Source organism: Streptomyces peucetius, assembly GCF_025854275.1.
In the GTDB taxonomy this organism is placed as follows: domain Bacteria; phylum Actinomycetota; class Actinomycetes; order Streptomycetales; family Streptomycetaceae; genus Streptomyces; species Streptomyces peucetius_A.
In genome coordinates this window covers 4360915-4379014 of record NZ_CP107567.1, presented here as the reverse complement: position 1 = coordinate 4379014, position 18100 = coordinate 4360915, and the positions used below count along the sequence as shown (strand labels likewise).

Here is an 18100-nt window from a genome sequence, read left to right as displayed (position 1 = left end):
CCGGCCAGAGCGGTCCACCCTGGGTAGGGACGGCGGCGGGCGCACCCGCCGAAGCGGTGCACCGGGGCGGGCGCTCCAAGCGCGGCCGCACCCGAGCCGCGCACCGGGGCGAAGCCCGACCACGTCAGCGGGGCGCACCACCCGGGCCGCGCACCCGGCAGCGTGGTCGCCCAACGGTGGGCGTCAGCCGATCGTCGGCGTGGCGCCCGGGGCGGGCAGACATTCCACCCCGGCACGCGCCCGGCGCGCCCGTCAGCGGGCGGCCGGTTCCAGGAAGCCCTCGTCGATCAGCAGCCGCAGAGCCTGCGGCGTGCGGTCACGCAGCCGGACAGGGTCCTCCCCGAGCAGCTGCGCGATGGCGTCGAGGATCTGCCCGGCGCTCAGGCTGCCGTCGCACGCCCCGGCGAAACCGGCGCCGACCGTGTCGACCTTGGTGGCGCGCCGCATACCGCGGTTCTGGCGCAGCACCACGTGCTCCGGGTCCTCGGCGCCCGGCAGTCCGACCTGCTCCTGCATGACCTCGGGGGCCAGCACGAAATGGTCCGCGAGCAGCGCCGCGTCGTCACGCGCACGCAGATACTCCTGCCGGTCGAAGTGTGCGCGCACGCTGTTCCCGAGGGGCTGTTCGACCGGATGCGCCCACTCCTCCGTGACGATCGAGGGGCGCTCGGAACCGGACTTCCTGAGGGTGATCCAGCCGAAGCCGACCGCGTTCGTCTTCCGCGCCTCGAACTCGTCGAGCCATGCGTCGTAACGCGCCGCGTACCGTGCGGGATCGGCGCGATGATCCCCGCTGTCCCGCAGCCACAGCTCGGCGTACTGCGTCACGTCCTGCACCTCGCGCTGCACGATCCAGGCGTCACAGCCACGCGGCACCCAGGAGCGCAGCCGTTCCTGCCAGTCCTCCCCTTCAACGTGCTGCCAGTTGGCCAGGAACTGGGCGTATCCGCCGTCGTTGAGCCTGTCCCCCGCCTGCGACACAAGGGTGCGGCACAGGTCGTCCCCGCCCATCCCGCCGTCCCGGTAGGTCAGCCGGGCACCGGGGGAGATGACGAACGGCGGGTTGGACACGATCAGGTCGTACGTGTCCGAGCCGACGGGCTCGAACAGCGAGCCCTCACGCAGGTCGGCCTCCATCGCGCCGGACAGGGCGAGCGTGAGGCGGGTGAAGACCAGTGCGCGAGGGTTCAGATCGGTGGCCGTCACCCGGGTCGCGTGCTGGGCGGCGTGCAGCGCCTGGATACCGGAGCCGGTGCCCAGGTCCAGCGCGGAGGCCACGGGCCTACGGACGGTGATGCCGGCGAGCGTGGTCGACGCGCCGCCGACCCCGAGGACCACCCCCTCGCCCTGGCCGCCGGCGCCCCCCGCACCGCCGACCGCGCAGCCGAGGTCGGAGACGATGAACCAGTCCTGCCCCTCAGGCCCGCCGTACGGCCGGACGTCCACCGCGGCCCGGATCTCGTCGCCGTCGCGCACCACCCAGCCGTCGGCGAGGCACTCCTCGAGGGGCAGCGCGGCACGCGCCCTCTCGTGCGGTACGGCGCACTGGAGCAGGAACAGCCGAGTGAGGGTCTCCAGGGCGCCGGTCCCACGGGTGGCGCGCAGGGCGGGCACGGTCTCGCTGCGGGCGAGCGCCGCGTAGGCGGGGGCGCCGAGCAGGTCGAGCAGCCCGTCGGCGGTGAAGGCTGCGGCGAGAAGCGCTTCGCGGAGCCGGGACGAGTGGTCGGGCACGGGGAGGCTGGTCGTACTCACCCGCCCATTGTGGCCGCCACCAACGACAACCGCCGCACGGCCCGGCGATTGCGGGCGCGGTACGGCGCGGCCGTTCACGGACGGCGTCCGCTCCCGTCGGCTCGGGACCGGACCCGCGCGTCACCGGTCCGCGCGTCACCGGTCCGCGCGTCACCGGTCCGCGCGTCGCCGGTTCCGGACCTCGTCTGCGCCTAGCCGGTCTACGCGTTGCCGGTCTACGCGTCGCCGGGCGACGCGGAGGTGCCGCCGGCGGGGCTGGACGTCTTGGCCCGCTGGCAGCCGGGCTGCTTCGCCATGGCGTTGCCCAGTTCGCCCGACTGGAGCTTCGCCAGTGCCGCCTGGTCCATGCGCTCGATCTTCTTCAGCCCGTCCGCGACGGTCTGCAGACCGTCGGCGAACTTCTGCTGGTTTTTCGGGTCGAGGTCGTCGACCTTCTTCTTCAGGTCGAGGTAGGCGCCGGCGGTGGCGTCGAGTTCCTTCACCGCGTCCTGCTGGAGTTTCTCGCCGTTCTCGACGGGAGGCGCTCCGGCGTCCCTGATCGCCTTGGCGAGCGCCTTGTCCGCCGCCGCGATGTCCGCGAACGCCTTGGAGTCGGCTGCCTGGATGTCGGCCGGTTTGCCGTCGGCGGCCGTGGAGATGATGGCCTGCTGGGCGTCGGCCCTCTTCTTGATCTGCGGCTGCGCCTGGTCGCAGACCTCCTTCGCCCAGGCGTTCACCTTTTCCTCGCCGTCGTCGCCGCAGCCCGACAGCGTGAGTACCAGTACCGCACCGCTGGACAGTGCGGCTGCAAGCTTCTTGTTCACCGGATCGGTCCCTTCCAAGGCCTCTCGGCCCCGGAACATACACGCCAACTGGGCGACAACCGCGTGTCGTGCGCCCGGTTAAGACCCTATTGAAGCCATTTGCACCAAGGGAGACAAGCCTCACCCGCACCCCCCGGAACACGGACGGGCGGGCGGTGCGGCTCCTCAAGCCGCACCGCCCGCCCGTCCGTTGACCATGCGTCAGGAAACCACCGCCGCACCGGGTTTCTTCGCGCTGCGCTCCGCAGCACCGCCCTCGTCGCCGACGGCGATGCCTCGCCGCTTCGAGATGTACACGGAACCGACGATGATCAGGATCGCCAGCACCGCGACCACGGCACGTACACCGGCGTTGGCGTCGTCCCCGTAGCTGAACTGGATCACCGCGGGCGCGATGAGCAGCGCCACCAGGTTCATCACCTTCAGCAAGGGGTTGATCGCCGGGCCAGCGGTGTCCTTGAACGGGTCACCCACCGTGTCGCCGATGACCGTCGCGGCATGCGCCTCGCTTCCCTTGCCTCCGTGGTGTCCGTCCTCGACGAGTTTCTTGGCGTTGTCCCACGCGCCACCGGAGTTGGCGAGGAAGACGGCCATCAGGGTGCCCGTACCGATGGCACCGGCGAGGAACGACCCGAGGGCGCCCACCCCGAGCGAGAAACCGACCGCGATGGGGGTCATCACCGCGAGCAGACCGGGTGTGGTCAGCTCGCGCAGCGCGTCCTTGGTGCAGATGTCGACGACGCGCCCGTACTCCGGCTTCTCCGTGTAGTCCATGATCCCGGGGTGCTCGCGGAACTGCCGCCGCACCTCGTAGACCACGGCCCCCGCGGAGCGGGAGACGGCGTTGATGGCAAGGCCGGAGAAGAGGAAGACGACCGCCGCGCCGAGGACCAGACCAACCAGGTTGTTGGGCTGCGAGATGTCCATCACCAGGTTCATCGGCGCGCTGTCGCCCAGCTTTTCGCCCACGTCCGAGGCCGCCGTCGCGATGGCGTCGCGGTACGAGCCGAAGAGCGCTGCGGCCGCGAGCACGGCCGTGGCGATCGCGATGCCCTTGGTGATGGCCTTGGTGGTGTTGCCCACCGCGTCCAGGTCGGTCAGGACCTGGGCTCCGGCGCCGGTGACGTCACCGGACATCTCGGCGATGCCCTGCGCGTTGTCGGAGACCGGGCCGAAGGTGTCCATGGCCACGATCACACCGACGGTGGTGAGCAGACCGGTGCCGGCCAGCGCCACCGCGAACAGCGCGAGCATGATCGACGTACCGCCGAGCAGGAAGGCCCCGTACACGCCGAGGCCGATCAACAGGGCGGTGTAGACAGCCGATTCGAGGCCGATGGAGATGCCGGCCAGGACCACGGTGGCGGGGCCGGTCAGCGACGACTTGCCGATGTCCCGCACGGGGCGCCGGTTCGTCTCCGTGAAGTACCCGGTCAGCTGCTGGATCAGCGCCGCCAGGACAATGCCGATCGCGACGGCGATGAGTGCCAGCACCCGCGGGTCCCCGTCGTGCGCCCGGACCGCGGCGTCACCCACTCCGTCCAGCTCCGCGTACGAACCGGGCAGGTAGACGAAGGCGGCCACTGCCACCAGGGCGAGCGAGATCAGCGCGGAGATGAAGAAGCCGCGGTTGATCGCCGTCATCCCGCTGCGGTCGGCGCGCCGCGGGGCGACCGCGAAGATGCCGATCATCGCGGTGACCACGCCGATCGCCGGGACGATGAGCGGGAAGGCGAGGCCGGCGTCGCCGAACGCCGCCATGCCGAGGATGAGGGCAGCGACGAGTGTGACGGCGTAGGACTCGAAGAGGTCGGCCGCCATGCCCGCGCAGTCGCCGACGTTGTCGCCCACGTTGTCGGCGATGGTGGCCGCGTTGCGCGGGTCGTCCTCGGGAATGCCCTGTTCGACCTTTCCGACGAGGTCGGCGCCGACGTCGGCCGCCTTGGTGAAGATGCCGCCGCCGACACGCATGAACATGGCGATGAGCGCGGCGCCGAGGCCGAAACCTTCGAGCACCTTCGGCGCGTCGGCCGCGTAGACGAGTACGACGCAGGAGGCACCGAGCAGGCCGAGGCCCACCGTGAACATGCCGACCACGCCTCCCGTACGGAAAGCGATCTTCATGGCCTTGTGCGCGACGGCCGTCAGATCCTTTTCCGGCTCGCCTTCCGCCGGAGTCGCTTCGCGCGCGGCAGCGGCGACGCGCACATTGGCCCGGACCGCAAGGCGCATCCCGATGTATCCGGTGGCTGCCGAGAAAAGCGCACCCACCAGGAAGAACAGGGAACGCCCGGCCCGCTGCGACCAGTCGTCGGCCGGGAGCAACATCAACAGGAAGAACACCACGACGGCGAAGATGCCGAGGGTGCGCAGCTGGCGCGCCAGATAGGCATTCGCGCCTTCCTGCACTGCGGCCGCGATCTTCTTCATTGATTCGGTGCCCTCGCCCGCGGCGAGCACCTGGCGGACCAGGAGCTGGGCGACGACGAGCGCCGCCAGGGCGACGACCGCGATCACAATAACGATCAGTCGGTTGTCATTCGTGAGTACCGCGGCTGAGAGAGAAGTGGGGTGATCGATCAGGTGTGGGTTGAAGAGCCCCGCCATTCGTCCTCCTTGACGTTCAGAGCTCAAGATGTGGACGGATTGTAGGGAGCGGAACCTGATCAAAACAGGGCGCGATAAATGTAATTGACCTTGACTTGCTACTCAGCAAATGATCGGCCGCCGAAATCGACCCCGAAAGTGGTAACGGGGCAAAAGCATTGACGCCGGATGGATGATCTAGAAAATAGGAAAGAGGCCCTGCTCAGCAGGGCCTCTTTCGACGAAAATCATCCGGAACGATCAGCTGACAAAAGATCGACATCAGCGGCGGCACAGCTCGTGCCGTCCGCCTTCCGGACACGAGACTGTCCGATCCGACGCGGTCCGCCGGAGGCTCGTCATGCCTTGGGGGGCGAGTCACGCCTCAGGGGGCGCGCCGCGCCTCAGGGGCCACACCTCGGGAGCGGCCATGCCGCGGGGAGGCCACGCGTCACGAGACCACCCTGGACGGGGCCATGCCTCAGAGGGCCACGTCGCAGGTGCGGCCATGCTTCAACGGCTGGCCATGTCTCACGAGGCCACTCCGCAGGGGCCCCTCAGGGGCCACGCCTCAAAGGGAGGGCGGCGACGCCTCAGGGGGCGGCCACGACAGACGCGGCCGGCCAGCTCATACGGATGACGCCACCGTCCTCCGTGGTGGAGACCTCCACGTCGTCCACGAGACCGCTGATGACGGCGAGGCCCATCTCGTCCTCGCCCTCCGCGGCCTCCACGCTCTCCGCGTCGGCGCTCACGCCGTCGGCGGAGACGGCCGTGGAACCGGCGCCCGAGGCCGGCACCTCGTCACCGACCTCGATGGAGAAGGTCTTCTCCTCCTCGGCCAGGATCACCCGTACGGGCGCGGTGATGCCGTGGCTGCGGTGCAGCCCGACAGCACGGCTGCAGGCCTCTCCGACGGCGAGCCGGACCTCGTCCAGCACCGCCTCCTCGACCCCGGCACGGCGAGCCACGGCAGCGGCCACCAGGCGAGCCGTCCTGACGTGCTCGGGCTGGGCGCTGAAGCGAAGCTCGACTGTGGCCATGCAGTCCCCCTCGGGCGTACGGGCGTGCCTCTCAGGGGCCCGGGCTGGATGCCCGGGGCCCCTCCTTGCTTCCGGCAGTCTCCGGCCGACCGTCAGTCGGTCGCGGCGACTGCTTCGTCGACCGTGGTGTGAATCGGGAACACCTTGGTCAGACCCGTGATCCGGAAGATCTTGAGAATGCGCTCCTGGTTGCAGACCAGGCGCAGGGAGCCCTCGTGCGCACGCACACGCTTGAGCCCGCCCACGAGCACGCCGAGGCCGGTGGAGTCGAGGAAGTCCACGCCCTCCATGTCGACAACCAGGTGGTAGCTGCCGTCGTTCACCAACTCGACCAACTGCTCGCGCAGCTTGGGCGCGGTATACACATCAATCTCGCCACCGACCTCGACGACCGTACGGTCGCCACCAGGTCCGGACACATTGCGAGTCGACAGGGACAGGTCCACGGATCCTCCAGCACCTTGCTATCGAGCGGCCGCCCTTCAAGTCTCCCCGACGGAGCCGGAAGACGGTCGCCAGCCGCGATGGCATTCAATCACTTACCAGCAGCCATGCACGACGCCTTGGGACCATTGTCCGTCACGCCAGTGACACACTCGGTGCCGATGGCCAAGAATCACCGTCCCAGTCGACCGCCCGGGAGCGGGGCGACCCGCCCCTCCCCCAGCTCGGTCCTCGACCGGCTCACCGCAGGTGCGAGCCGGGCTGCGCGCATCACTCATACGGAGCACCTGCCCCCTCGACCGGGCAGGCATGCCGTCTGGCCGGACCGCATCCGGGCGGAAGTGATCAGCGCCGTCCAGCGCGCCGGGATCGAGCACCCCTGGGCTCACCAGGCGACCGCCGCCGAGTACGCCCTGGACGGCGAGTCCGTGGTCATCGCGACCGGCACCGCCTCCGGCAAGTCGCTGGCGTATCTGGCGCCGGTGCTCAGCACGCTGCTCGACGGTGCCGAGGCCCCCAACGGCCGCGGCACCACCGCCCTGTACCTGGCGCCCACCAAGGCCCTCGCCGCCGACCAGCGGCGTGCGGTGAAGGAACTCGCCGCACCGCTCGGCAACCGGATCCGGCCCGCCGTCTATGACGGCGACACGCCGGTAGAGGAACGCGAATGGGTGCGTCAGTACGCCAATTACGTCCTCACCAACCCGGACATGCTGCACCGCGGCATACTTCCCTCCCATCCCCGCTGGTCCTCGTTCCTGCGCTCGCTGCGCTACGTCGTGATCGACGAGTGCCACACCTACCGCGGCGTCTTCGGCTCCCACGTCGCGCAGGTCCTGCGGCGGCTGCGCCGCCTGTGTGCCCGCTACGGCGCGGACCCGGTCTTCCTGCTCGCCTCGGCCACGTCGGCGGAACCGGCGGTCGCGGCGGGCCGGCTCACGGGTCTGCCCGTGCGGGAGGTCGCCGACGACGCCTCACCGCGTGGCGAGCTCGTCTTCGCCCTGTGGGAACCGCCCCTGACCGAGCTCCACGGGGAGAAGGGCGCACCGGTGCGCCGCACGGCGACCGCGGAGACCGCCGACCTCCTGACCGACCTGACGGTGCACGGCGTACGCAGCGTGGCCTTCGTACGCTCCCGCCGCGGTGCCGAACTGATCTCCGTGATCGCCAAGGAACGCCTCGCCGAGGTGGACCGCTCACTGCCCGGGCGTGTCGCGGCCTACCGAGGTGGCTACCTCCCCGAGGAACGCCGCGCCCTCGAACGCGCCCTGCACTCCGGTGAGCTCCTGGGCCTGGCGGCCACCACAGCGCTGGAACTCGGTGTCGACATCGCCGGCCTGGACGCCGTCGTCATCGCCGGATACCCCGGCACACGGGCCTCCCTGTGGCAGCAGGCGGGCCGGGCCGGCCGGTCGGGCCAGGGTGCCCTCGCCGTTCTGGTGGCCCGCGACGATCCGCTGGACACCTTCCTCGTCCACCATCCCGAGGCGCTGTTCGACCGTCCGGTGGAATCCACGGTCCTCGACCCCGACAATCCCTACGTGCTCGCACCGCATCTGTGCGCGGCTGCCGCGGAGCTGCCGCTGACCGACGCCGATCTCGACCTCTTCGGGCCCGCCACGGCCGATCTCATGCCCCAGCTCGAGGCGGCGAGGCTGCTGCGGCGGCGTGCGTCCGGCTGGCACTGGACCCGCCGCGAGCGGGCCGCCGACCTCACCGACATCCGGGGCGAGGGCGGCCGCCCCGTGCAGATCGTCGAGGCCTCCACCGGCCGGCTGCTCGGCACGGTCGACGAGGGGGCCGCCCACACCGCGGTCCACGACGGCGCCGTCCACCTTCACCAGGGCCGTACGTACCTGGTCGATCGGCTCGACCTGGACGACTCCGTCGCCCTGGTCTCGGAGGCGAGCCCGCCGTACTCGACCACCGCCCGCGACACCACCGCCATCTCGGTGCTCGAGACCGACATCGAACTCCCGTGGGGCGACGGGCGCCTCTGCTACGGCTCGGTGGAGGTCACCAACCAGGTTGTCTCCTTCCTGCGGCGCCGGCTCATCACCGGCGAAGTCCTCGGTGAGTCCAAGCTCGATCTGCCGCCCCGGACGCTGCGGACACGGGCCGTGTGGTGGACGGTCACCGAGGACCAGCTGGACGCCGCCCGGATCGGCCCGGAGCAGCTCGGCGGCGCTCTGCACGCCGCCGAGCACGCCTCCATCGGGATGCTGCCGCTGTTCGCCACGTGCGACCGCTGGGACATCGGCGGCGTGTCCGTACCGCTCCATCCCGACACGCTGCTGCCGACGGTCTTCGTGTACGACGGGCATCCGGGCGGGGCGGGTTTCGCCGAGCGGGCCTTCCACACGGCCAGGGAGTGGCTCACCGCCACCCGGGAGGCGATCGCCTCGTGCGAGTGCGAGGCGGGCTGCCCTTCCTGCATCCAGTCGCCCAAGTGCGGCAACGGCAACGATCCGCTGCACAAGCGGGGCGCGGTGCGGCTGCTCACGGAGCTCCTGCGAACGGCCCCGGCTCCGGAAGCGCCGTCTGCTGGCGCCCCGGCGGCCCCGGCTCAGCAGAACCCGGCCCCCGAAGCACCGTCTCCGGAAGCCCCGGCGGCCCCGCCCGCGCCCTGACCGCCGGGGCGTACGGTCCGAACCGCGCCAGCGCCGTCACGTCCGCGACCTCGCCCGTCACGGCGCACCGCACCACTTCCGCGCCCTGGGCCCTGGCCACCCGGTCCGCCCTCGCGCAGGCGTCGGCCGTGCCGCTCAGGGCGTGGTCGGCCGCGGCGAGCGCCGCCAGGTCGGCGGCAGCCCCCGCCCGGTGACGTGCCACCACGGCCTGGCCCATCACCAGCACGATCGCGAAGACTGCGCACAGCACGGTGGTCGCCGTCGCCACCCACACGGTCGCCGAGCCACGGTCCCGGCCCACAGCACCACCTCCTCCCTCCACGGCGCCACGGCTGTCCACAGCACCGCCTTCGCCCACAGCCCCGCCACCGTTCACGCCGCCTCCTCCGCTCACCGCACCACCGCCACGGTGTCCGCCGTACCCGTGCGTGTCGCGGGGCGCTCCCGTCCTCCGGAGGCGTGGGCTTCCCGCCCGGCGTCCCGGCGGACGACCGCCGCGGGCCCGGCGGCGCCGGCTCCCCGTCCGACGGCGTCCTCGGCCGACGCCACGGCCTCGGCGCTCAGTGTCAGGGCCAGCGCACCCGGACCCGGCGTGTCCGACTCGACGCGCACGCGCCACAGGTCGCCGCTCCGGGTCAGCGTGACCGCGGAGCCCTTCGGCGCCGCCGACCGGGCGGCGGCGAGGGCGGCCGCCCTCGGCTCCGACCGTGCCGCTGCCCGAGCGCCGGCCCGGGCGGCGTCCACGCACTGGATCTGTGCCGCAGCGGCCGTCAGCGCCCAGACGAGGGCCATGGCGAACACCACCAGGGCCGGCACAGCCACTGCCGCTTCCGCCGTCACGGAGCCCCTGTCCCGGGCACCGGCGGCACGCGACGCCTCAGAACTGCGCATCGAGCGCCTTTCCGATCACCGCTTCGAGCGCTCCCGATACGGTCCCGCTGGTGACGATCTTGTAGAGCACCGCCGCGAAGGCGCACGCGGCGATCGTTCCCATCGCGTACTCGGACGTCGTCATTCCACCGTCGGTACGCATCCTGCGCCGCAGCGCCTTCAGCCGGCCACGCATTGCTTTCCACATGCCATACCTCCGTCTGTCGAAGTTGTCGTCTGTCCGATTGGTGCGTTTCCGGCAGTTGCCGGTCCGGTGGGAGCTTCAGTTGCCGTGCAGGAGTCCGCCCGCCAGGCCGATCACCACCGGCGCCACGCCGACCGCGAGGAACGCGGGCAGGAAGCACAGACCCACCGGTGCGGTGATCAGCACCTGCGCCCTGCGGCCCCGGCGCGACACGGCACGGGCCCGCTCCGCACGGAATCTCTCCGCCAGCCGCGACACCGGCTCCGCGGCGGGTGCTCCGGTGGAGTCCGCCCGCTCCAGGCAGCGGGCCAGCGGCTCCGCGCCCGGTGTCCCGCCGAACCACCGCCATGCGGGCGCCGGTTCGGCCCCGAGCCGCAGTTGCGCCGCGGTGCGCGCGAGGCGCCCGCCGACAGGGCCGCCCAGTGACTCCCCGACCGCCTCCGCGGCCTCGCGCGGGCCTGCTCCCGCCGAGATGCACGCGGCCAGCAGGTCGGCTGCCAGCGGCAGTTGTCGCGCCGCCTCCCCGTCTTCACCGGCCTCTCCGGCATCGGGACCCTTCTCCGGGTCACGGCTACGCTGCCGTCGACGCACCCAGAAGGCCGCGACGATCCCCGCGGCGCCGCCCGCAAGCCCGCCGATCAGGGCGCAGCCGAGAGCGGCCACGCCCAGAGGGGCTGCCCATCTCCTGCCCCATCGCCATAAGTCCACTTGCCAGCACCGGGGTTTCGGGCCGATACGAAGGAGAGCCCGAGTCCTTTTCCTTGCCCTGCTCTCCCGCCGCTTCGCCGTCATCAGCGAGACCAGACAGGCCAGCGCGGACAGGACCGCCACAACTGTCCCCAGCCTGTGCACAACTTCACCGTTCACGCCTTCTCCCCGGCACGCACGATCCGGCCGGCCCAGCACAGCCCCGCTGTCTCGAGCAGCCCGCCGATCACGAGGCACGCGATGCCCGCCGGTGTGTGGAACAGCACGGACAGCGGGTCCGCCCCGAGCGCCCATCCCATGGCCAGGCCCGCAGCCGGAAGCAGTGCAAGCAGGGCGATGGTCGACCAGGCACCCGCCAACTGGGCCGCCAAGTCCTCACGTTGGTCGCTCTCGGCCCGCAGGGCCGCTTCCAGGCGGTCCAGCCCGGCGGCCAGACCCGCGCCGCTGTCCACGGCCACCCGCCAGCAGGCCGCCATTCCGGCCAGCCCCTCCGCCCCGGGCTGTCGTGCCGCCGTGCGCAGCGCCCCGGGTACGTCACCACCGAACCGGGCCGCTGCCAGCACCGCGGCCTCCTCGCGGCCGAGCACGTCCGTCGCCGCTGCGGCGAACAGCAGTGCCTGCGCGGGCTGCATCCCGGCCCGCAACTCGCCCGCAGTCGCGCCGCACAGGTCGATGACTCCCCGGGCCCGCCGGTCGCTGTCCCTCCTGTGTTCCCTGGCGCGCAGCCACCGCCGCACCAGCGGCACGGCTACGGCTCCCAGAGCCAGCGGCAGCGGTGACGCGGCCACAAGGGCCACCGTCAGAGCGGCCGGCAGGCACAGCCACTCCCTCCGCAGCCTGATCAGGGGCAGCAGCCGCGCCCACGACCACCACGGGGGCAACGCCACCGCACCCGCGTCCGCGAACAGCAGCCGCGCCCTGCGCAGTCCCCGCTCATGGCCGGCCATGAGCCAGGCGGCCCCGGCCAGGCACAGCGCCGCCGCACACAGCGCATGCACGGGCTTCACAGCGCATCACCGACCAGCGCCCGCAACCGCCCCCACCCGGCCTCGGCCACGAACGCGCCGTTGCCCCACCTCAGCGCGGGCACCGTCACCACCAGTCCCGCCGCATCACGCTCCAGCACATGGATCTCGGCCAGCCGCCGCCGGCCTGCCCTGTCCCGCACGAGGTGGATCACCACCGAGAGAGCCGCTGCCAGCTGGCTGTGCAGCGCGGCCCGGTCGAGCCCTGCCGCGGTGCCCAGTGCCTCGAGCCGGGCCGGCACGTCCGCTGCCGCGTTGGCGTGCACCGTGCCGCAGCCGCCTTCATGGCCGGTGTTGAGAGCAGCGAGGAGTTCGGTGACCTCCGCCCCGCGCACCTCCCCCACCACCAGCCGGTCGGGGCGCATCCGCAGCGCCTGCCTGACCAGATCCCGGAGTGTCACCCGCCCGGCGCCCTCCTGGTTGGCCGACCGCGACTCCAGTCGCACGACATGCGGATGCTCGGGCCGGAGTTCTGCGGAGTCCTCGGCCAGCACGATGCGTTCCCGCTCTCCCACCATCCCCAGCAGGCTGCTCAGCAGAGTCGTCTTCCCGGAGCCCGTGCCGCCGCTGATCAGGAACGACAGCCGGGCCTCGACCAGTGACCGCAGCAGCCTGTCCCCGCCCGGCGGTACCGTTCCCGCCGCGACCAGCTCCTCCACGGAGAAGGCGCGGGGCCGCACGACCCGCAGCGAAAGGCACGTCGAGCCGACGGCGACCGGAGGGATCACGGCGTGCATTCGTGTCCCGTCCGGCAGGCGGGCGTCCACCCACGGGCGGGCGTCGTCCAGTCTCCGCTCGGCCACTGCCGCAAGCCGCTGGGCCAGTCTGCGGACCGACGCCGCGTCCGTGAACGTCACCTCGGTGAGCTCCAGCCCTCTGCCCCGGTCCACCCACACGCGGTCGTGCGAGGAGACCAGCACGTCGGTGACCGACGGATCGGCGAGCAATGGTTCCAACGGCCCTGTGCCCACCAGTTCGCAGCGCAGCTTCTCCGTGCCGCCGAGCACTTCGGCGTCGCCGAGCAGCCGCCCCTGCGCCCGGAGCGCGGCAGCCACCCGGGCCGGGGTTGGCTCCGCACCGCTCTCCGCCAGCCGCTGCCGTACCGCCTCCAGCAGTCCGGAGCTCATGCGACTCCCTCCCGGGCCAGCGCGCGGTCCCAGAAGGCCGTGCAGAACCTGGCCAGCGGTCCGCGGCTGTTGCCGCCCGGCGGAGCTCCGCCGCTCTGCGCGGCGGTCAGTCCGGGCTCTGCCGGGAGTTCACCGGCGAGCGGCAGCCCGAGGGCGTTCGCCACCCACTGCTCGTCCAGCCCCGGCGCGTACGGTCCGCGCGCCACCACCCGCAGGTCGGGAAGGACCATGCCGACGACCGAGGCGACCCGGTTGGCGGCCGCGACGGCGCGCAGCTCGCCGGGGACGACGAGCAGGCCGAGGTCCAGTTGTGCCAGCGCTTCCGCCACGCCTTCGTCGACGCGGCGCGGCAGGTCGACGACCACTGCTCCGCCACGGCGGCGGGCGGCTGCCAGGACCGACCTCATGGCCTCAGGAGGGATGATCACGGAATCACCGCGGTCCCAGCTGAGTACGCGCAGGGCGTGCAGCTCGGGGAGCGACTCCTCCAGTGCCCCACCGGCGACGCGGCCCTTCGACGCGGCGAAATCCGGCCATCGTCTGCCTTCTGTGTGTTCGCCACCGAGCAGCACGTCGAGACCTCCGCCGAGCGGATCTCCGTCGACGAGCATCGTGCGACGGCCGCTGCGAGCCGCCGTCACCGCGAGCGCGGTGGCGAGCGTCGAGGCGCCGGCCCCGCCGCGTCCGCCGATCACTCCGACGGTCAGCGCCTGCCGTCCGACCCCCTCGACGACGTCGGCGATACGGTCGACGAGCCAGCTCTCTGCATCGGGCAGCCGCAGTACGCAGTCGGCTCCGATCTCCACGGCCCGCCGCCATACGTCCGGGTCGTCCTGGTCACGGCCGACGAGCAGCACCCCGCGCCTGCGTGCGGCCCCACGGCAGCGTGCGGCGGCGTCGTCGCCGACGAGGACGAGTGGCGCGTCCTCCCATCCGCCGTTCCGCTCCGGCAGTGAGTGGTGCACCTCGGGCTCGGCACCGGCCGCCGCGCACAGCCGCAGCAGATCGTCGAGCAGCTCCAGGTCCTCGGTGACGATCAGGGGTCCGCCCGGCCGCTCCTCCGCGGCGCGCGAGCGGTCCGATGTGATGGATCCGGCCACGATCTCCACCCCTTCCCTCTGCGATCTCGCATCGCATCGAGATCCGTGATTCCTTCAGCCCGCGAGTTACGCGGGTGGAATCACCGTGCAACGCAGTGAGAAATCGTGTGGATCTTGCTGAAAAACTGTGGACAACTAGCCACTTGTGAATATCCCCGTAGCTCATACCGGTGAGTGCGCGTCACCTCATGGACGACGCCGGGAAGGGCTCAGGAAGACCTTCCTGAAGACCTGCCGGAGCGCAGCCCATCCGCTACACAGAGTGAGATATCCGGGGGTGGGCCGTCCGGTGACACCAAGGCACGAAGGCGAGCCGCCGGAGTGGTTGCGGGCCGGCCCGAAGGGGCGAAAACGTGCCCGGACATGCGACGACCCCCGCCGGGGGGGAGAGCGGGGGTCGTCTTCTCCGGCCGACTCGGGGGGGAGGAGCCGGACCGGGTTAGCACGGTCGCGAACGATCCGTGACTTCCATGGTGTACCCGAGAGCCTTCTCAGGCAAACCCACAGGCCCAGGCGTACGCCGAATGGCGGGCACATATGCTCAGCTCGTGGAAAACCACTCCTTGCCGCGCACAGCTGCCTTCTTCGACCTGGACAAGACGGTCATTGCGAAGTCTTCGACACTGACCTTCAGCAAGTCCTTCTACCAAGGCGGGCTGATCAACCGTCGCGCCGTACTGCGTACCGCATATGCACAGTTCGTTTTCCTCGCCGGCGGTGCGGATCACGACCAGATGGAGCGGATGCGCGCGTACCTCTCCGCACTCTGCAAGGGCTGGAACGTCCGGCAGGTGAAGGAGATCGTCGCCGAGACGCTGCACGATCTCATCGACCCGATCATCTACGACGAAGCCGCTTCCCTGATCGAGGAGCATCACGCCGCCGGCCGTGACGTGGTCATCGTCTCCACCTCCGGTGCCGAGGTCGTGGAGCCCATCGGCGAGCTGCTCGGGGCGGACCGGGTCGTGGCCACGCGCATGGTGGTCGGCGACGACGGCTGCTTCACCGGCGAGGTGGAGTACTACGCGTACGGGCCGACCAAGGCGGAGGCCGTCAGGGAGCTCGCCGAGTCGGAGGGGTACGACCTGGCTCGCTGCTACGCGTACAGCGACTCGGTCACCGACGTTCCGATGCTCGCCGCGGTCGGGCACCCGTACGCGGTGAACCCGGGGCGCGGGCTGCGCCGCGAGGCGGCCGTGCGGGACTGGCCGATCCTCGACTTCCACCGGCCGGTGCGGCTGAAGCAGCGGCTGCCGGCCTTCTCCATGACACCGCGGCCCGCGCTGATGGCGATGGCGGCCGTCGGAGCGGCGGCGGCCACGGCGGGACTCGTCTGGTACACGAGCCGCAGGCGCACGATGGCAGCGCAGGCCGCGGCACAGGCCGCCGCCCTCTGACCGATTCCGCCGAGGTCCGGGGCGCGAGCGGGCTGGAGGTTCGCCCGTATTTGAAGCTAAAAGTAAAGAAGCACGGGCAGGGCTTTCCCATACCTGGCCGCAGTAGTACAAAGGAGTTAACGGCCCGCGAGACCGAGGCACATCCGAAAGGATCACCTTTAACGCACAAAGGCCCCACGGACCGGTGCATGAAAACCGAGCACCCACGCGACGTCGACCCGTCGATTACGGGCCAGCCGCACCAGGTGACGGGCAAAGTTCCCGACCTGATGGGCAACACATCGAGGACGCATGGTAACTCGGCGCTCATGCCAGCGGCGGTACCGGAACCGGTACCGCCGCAACCCTGTGTACGGGACTTCGCCGCCGGGCGCGGGCCTCAGGCCGCGCCCCGCTGAAGCGCCTCGCACACCGCGGTCGACTCCCTGACTCCCAGCTCCACCGCGCGGCCGCAGTGCGCGATCCACGCGGCCATCCCCTCCGGCGTACCGGTCAGGTACGCCTCGAACGCCGCGACGTACGCCGCCCTGCCCTGTTCGGCGTGGCCGACCTCCGCCGGGCAGATCGCCTTCGGGTCCAGCCCGCTGCCGACGAGCACGATCCGCTCCGCCGCCCGCGCGACCAGCCCGTTGCACGAGCCGAACGGGCGCAGCGCCAGCAACTCGCCGTGCACCACGGCGGCGGTCACCAGGGCGGGGGCGCCGGTGCCCGTGATGATCAGCTGCGCCAGACCGTCCAGCCGGCCCGTCAGCTCGGCCACGTCCGGCAACGGCGCCCCGATCAGCGGCTCGTCCACGCTCTCGCCGGGAAGGCGGGGGCGCCCGACGGTGTCGTCGTCGCCCGCGCCGCTCGCTGCGACCAGGTGCAGCCGGGCCAGCACGCGGAGGGGCGACTGTCGCCAGATGGAGAGGAGTTGGCCCGCTTCCGCGGTGAGTCGCAGGGCGGCACCGACCGTACGCGCTTCGGGCTCACTGCCGAAGTCGGTGCGCCTGCGGACCTCCTCCAGCGCCCAGTCCGCCCCGGACAGGGCGGCGGAGCCGCGGGCTCCACGCAGTGCCGCCTCCGAGGTGATCTCGTTGCTGCGCCGGCGCATGACCCGGTGCCCGTAGACCCGGTCGACAGCCTTGCGCACGGAGTCCACGGAGTCGGCGACGCCCGGCAAGGCGCCGAGGACGGCGAGGGGATCGGCCGACGAGGCGTTCGTACTCATAAGTAGCGAGGCTACGCGCCACAGGGGGCACTCCCCACTTCGAGTGGCCTTCCTCACCCCGCGTAGCCACAGCTCGCCATTACTCCACTACGCTAGGTGAACATGAAGATCGCTTTCGTAGGGAAGGGCGGCAGCGGCAAGACGACGCTGTCATCGCTCTTCATCCGCCACCTGGCCGCCAACGAGGCCCCTGTGGTCGCGGTGGACGCCGACATCAACCAGCACCTCGGCGCCGCCCTCGGCCTCAGCGAGGCGGAAGCGGCCGAGCTGCCCTCGATGGGCGCGCATCTGCCGCTCATCAAGGACTATCTGCGCGGTTCCAATCCCCGCATCGCCTCGGCCGAGACGATGATCAAGACGACCCCTCCCGGCGAGGGGTCACGCCTGCTCCGCGTCACCGAGGACAACCCCGTGTACGAGGCCTGCGCCCGCACGGTCCGGCTCGACGACGGTGACGTCAGGTTGATGGCCACCGGCCCCTTCACTGAGTCCGACCTCGGTGTCTCCTGCTACCACTCCAAGGTCGGGGCGGTCGAGCTCTGTCTGAACCACCTCGTCGACGGCGCCGAGGAGTACGTGGTGGTCGACATGACCGCAGGCTCCGACTCCTTCGCCTCCGGGATGTTCACCCGCTTCGACATGACGTTCCTGGTGGCCGAACCGACCTTGAAGGGCGTCTCCGTCTACCGCCAGTACAAGGAGTACGCCCGCGACTTCGACGTCGCGGTGAAGGTCGTGGGCAACAAGGTGCAGAGCCCGGACGACGTCGAGTTCCTCCGCGGGGAGGTGGGCGACGACCTGCTCGTCACCCTGGGGCACTCGGACTGGGTGCGCGCCATGGAGAAGGGCCGTCCGCTCCGCTTCGAGCTCCTGGAGGCGGACAACCGCATGGCGCTGCAGACACTGCAGAACGCGGCGGAGGATTCGTACGCCGCCCGCGACTGGGAGCGCTACACCCGGCAGATGGTGCACTTCCATCTGAAGAACGCGGAGAGCTGGGGAAACGCCAGGACCGGCGCCGACCTGGCGGCGCAGGTGGACCCGGCCTTCGTGCTCGGTGAACCCGCCCTGGTGCCACAGCCCGGCTGACGTGCGGGTGGTCCTCGCCCCGTGGGGCTCACGGGGCGAGGACCACCCCACGCAACACCTTCGAGGTGCGCCGGCGCCTCCGGCGCGCTCAGTGCTTCTGCGCCGCCTTCT

15 protein-coding genes and 1 pseudogene are annotated in these 18100 nt (G+C 71.3%); 3 read left to right on the top strand and 13 right to left on the bottom strand.

Annotated features, from left to right (window positions below; all coding sequences use genetic code 11):
* Positions 1–252: 252 nt before the first annotated feature.
* The 5 genes from OGH68_RS20180 to OGH68_RS20160 form a co-directional block, all read right to left on the bottom strand.
* Positions 253–1752, bottom strand: coding sequence for a methyltransferase (locus OGH68_RS20180; RefSeq protein ID WP_264245928.1), 1500 nt, complete (start codon positions 1750–1752; stop codon positions 253–255).
* Positions 1753–1967: 215 nt separating this feature from the next.
* Positions 1968–2555 carry a small secreted protein gene (locus tag OGH68_RS20175; RefSeq protein WP_264245926.1) on the bottom strand — a complete coding sequence of 196 codons (588 nt, stop codon included), beginning with the start codon at positions 2553–2555 and terminating at the stop codon, positions 1968–1970.
* Positions 2556–2756: 201 nt separating this feature from the next.
* Positions 2757–5162, bottom strand: coding sequence for a sodium-translocating pyrophosphatase (locus OGH68_RS20170; protein WP_264245925.1), 2406 nt, complete (start codon positions 5160–5162; stop codon positions 2757–2759).
* Positions 5163–5734: 572 nt separating this feature from the next.
* On the bottom strand, positions 5735–6184 hold the full coding sequence (locus tag OGH68_RS20165) for an ATP-binding protein (RefSeq protein ID WP_264245921.1): 450 nt from the start codon (positions 6182–6184) through the stop codon (positions 5735–5737).
* A gap of 92 nt (positions 6185–6276) precedes the next feature.
* Positions 6277–6630: an STAS domain-containing protein gene (locus tag OGH68_RS20160; protein ID WP_003967428.1), complete on the bottom strand. Its 354-nt coding sequence runs from the start codon at positions 6628–6630 to the stop codon at positions 6277–6279.
* 78 nt (positions 6631–6708) lie between these two features.
* Here OGH68_RS20160 and OGH68_RS20155 point away from each other — a divergent pair, with 78 nt between their 5' ends.
* Positions 6709–9258 carry a DEAD/DEAH box helicase gene (locus tag OGH68_RS20155; RefSeq protein ID WP_264245920.1) on the top strand — a complete coding sequence of 850 codons (2550 nt, stop codon included), beginning with the start codon at positions 6709–6711 and terminating at the stop codon, positions 9256–9258.
* A 40-nt stretch (positions 9259–9298) separates the two neighbouring features.
* Here the strand turns inward: OGH68_RS20155 and OGH68_RS20150 are convergent.
* From OGH68_RS20150 to ssd, 7 genes and pseudogenes are all read right to left on the bottom strand, one after another.
* A pseudogene (locus tag OGH68_RS20150) lies at positions 9299–9532 on the bottom strand (Rv3654c family TadE-like protein); the annotation flags it as partial.
* Between the two features lie 116 nt (positions 9533–9648).
* The gene (locus OGH68_RS20145) at positions 9649–10149 is read right to left on the bottom strand and encodes a TadE family type IV pilus minor pilin (protein ID WP_264245918.1); all 501 of its coding nucleotides are present in this window, start codon (positions 10147–10149) and stop codon (positions 9649–9651) included.
* The gene (locus OGH68_RS20140; protein WP_264245917.1) at positions 10136–10336 is read right to left on the bottom strand and encodes a DUF4244 domain-containing protein; all 201 of its coding nucleotides are present in this window, start codon (positions 10334–10336) and stop codon (positions 10136–10138) included. The genes OGH68_RS20145 and OGH68_RS20140 overlap by 14 nt, the downstream gene beginning before the upstream one ends.
* Before the next feature lie 75 nt (positions 10337–10411).
* Positions 10412–10996, bottom strand: coding sequence for a type II secretion system F family protein (locus OGH68_RS20135; protein WP_413471010.1), 585 nt, complete (start codon positions 10994–10996; stop codon positions 10412–10414).
* Positions 10997–11196: 200 nt separating this feature from the next.
* Complete coding sequence (locus OGH68_RS20130) at positions 11197–11988, bottom strand: type II secretion system F family protein (protein WP_413471118.1); 792 nt, start codon at positions 11986–11988, stop codon at positions 11197–11199.
* A 56-nt stretch (positions 11989–12044) separates the two neighbouring features.
* Positions 12045–13193 carry a TadA family conjugal transfer-associated ATPase gene (locus tag OGH68_RS20125; RefSeq protein ID WP_264245913.1) on the bottom strand — a complete coding sequence of 383 codons (1149 nt, stop codon included), beginning with the start codon at positions 13191–13193 and terminating at the stop codon, positions 12045–12047.
* On the bottom strand, positions 13190–14293 hold the full coding sequence (gene ssd / locus OGH68_RS20120) for a septum site-determining protein Ssd (RefSeq protein ID WP_264245911.1): 1104 nt from the start codon (positions 14291–14293) through the stop codon (positions 13190–13192). Before ssd ends, OGH68_RS20125 begins: the two co-directional genes overlap by 4 nt.
* A gap of 524 nt (positions 14294–14817) precedes the next feature.
* Between ssd and OGH68_RS20115 the strand changes: the two genes are divergently transcribed.
* The gene (locus OGH68_RS20115; RefSeq protein ID WP_264245909.1) at positions 14818–15690 is read left to right on the top strand and encodes an HAD family hydrolase; all 873 of its coding nucleotides are present in this window, start codon (positions 14818–14820) and stop codon (positions 15688–15690) included.
* 379 nt (positions 15691–16069) lie between these two features.
* On the opposite strand, the gene OGH68_RS20110 is transcribed toward OGH68_RS20115, so the two are convergent.
* A complete protein-coding gene (locus tag OGH68_RS20110) occupies positions 16070–16900 on the bottom strand; it encodes an oxidoreductase (protein ID WP_264245906.1) in 831 nt (276 codons plus the stop codon).
* A 102-nt stretch (positions 16901–17002) separates the two neighbouring features.
* Between OGH68_RS20110 and OGH68_RS20105 the strand changes: the two genes are divergently transcribed.
* Positions 17003–17989, top strand: a complete 987-nt coding sequence (locus OGH68_RS20105; RefSeq protein WP_264245904.1) for an ATP-binding protein — start codon at positions 17003–17005, stop codon at positions 17987–17989.
* Positions 17990–18100: the final 111 nt, after the last annotated feature.

Excerpts from the sequence above, each read along its gene's own strand:
- OGH68_RS20115 (WP_264245909.1), top strand. The coding sequence starts at position 14,818 with ATGGCGGGCACATATGCTCAGCTCGTGGAAAACCACTCCTTGCCGCGC.
- OGH68_RS20105 (WP_264245904.1), top strand. The coding sequence starts at position 17,003 with ATGAAGATCGCTTTCGTAGGGAAGGGCGGCAGCGGCAAGACGACGCTG.
- OGH68_RS20145 (WP_264245918.1), bottom strand. The coding sequence starts at position 10,149 with ATGCGCAGTTCTGAGGCGTCGCGTGCCGCCGGTGCCCGGGACAGGGGC.
- OGH68_RS20170 (WP_264245925.1), bottom strand. The coding sequence starts at position 5,162 with ATGGCGGGGCTCTTCAACCCACACCTGATCGATCACCCCACTTCTCTC.
- OGH68_RS20140 (WP_264245917.1), bottom strand. The coding sequence starts at position 10,336 with ATGTGGAAAGCAATGCGTGGCCGGCTGAAGGCGCTGCGGCGCAGGATG.
- OGH68_RS20165 (WP_264245921.1), bottom strand. The coding sequence starts at position 6,184 with ATGGCCACAGTCGAGCTTCGCTTCAGCGCCCAGCCCGAGCACGTCAGG.
- OGH68_RS20110 (WP_264245906.1), bottom strand. The coding sequence starts at position 16,900 with ATGAGTACGAACGCCTCGTCGGCCGATCCCCTCGCCGTCCTCGGCGCC.
- OGH68_RS20125 (WP_264245913.1), bottom strand. The coding sequence starts at position 13,193 with ATGAGCTCCGGACTGCTGGAGGCGGTACGGCAGCGGCTGGCGGAGAGC.
- OGH68_RS20130 (WP_413471118.1), bottom strand. The coding sequence starts at position 11,988 with ATGGCCGGCCATGAGCGGGGACTGCGCAGGGCGCGGCTGCTGTTCGCG.
- OGH68_RS20155 (WP_264245920.1), top strand. The coding sequence starts at position 6,709 with ATGGCATTCAATCACTTACCAGCAGCCATGCACGACGCCTTGGGACCA.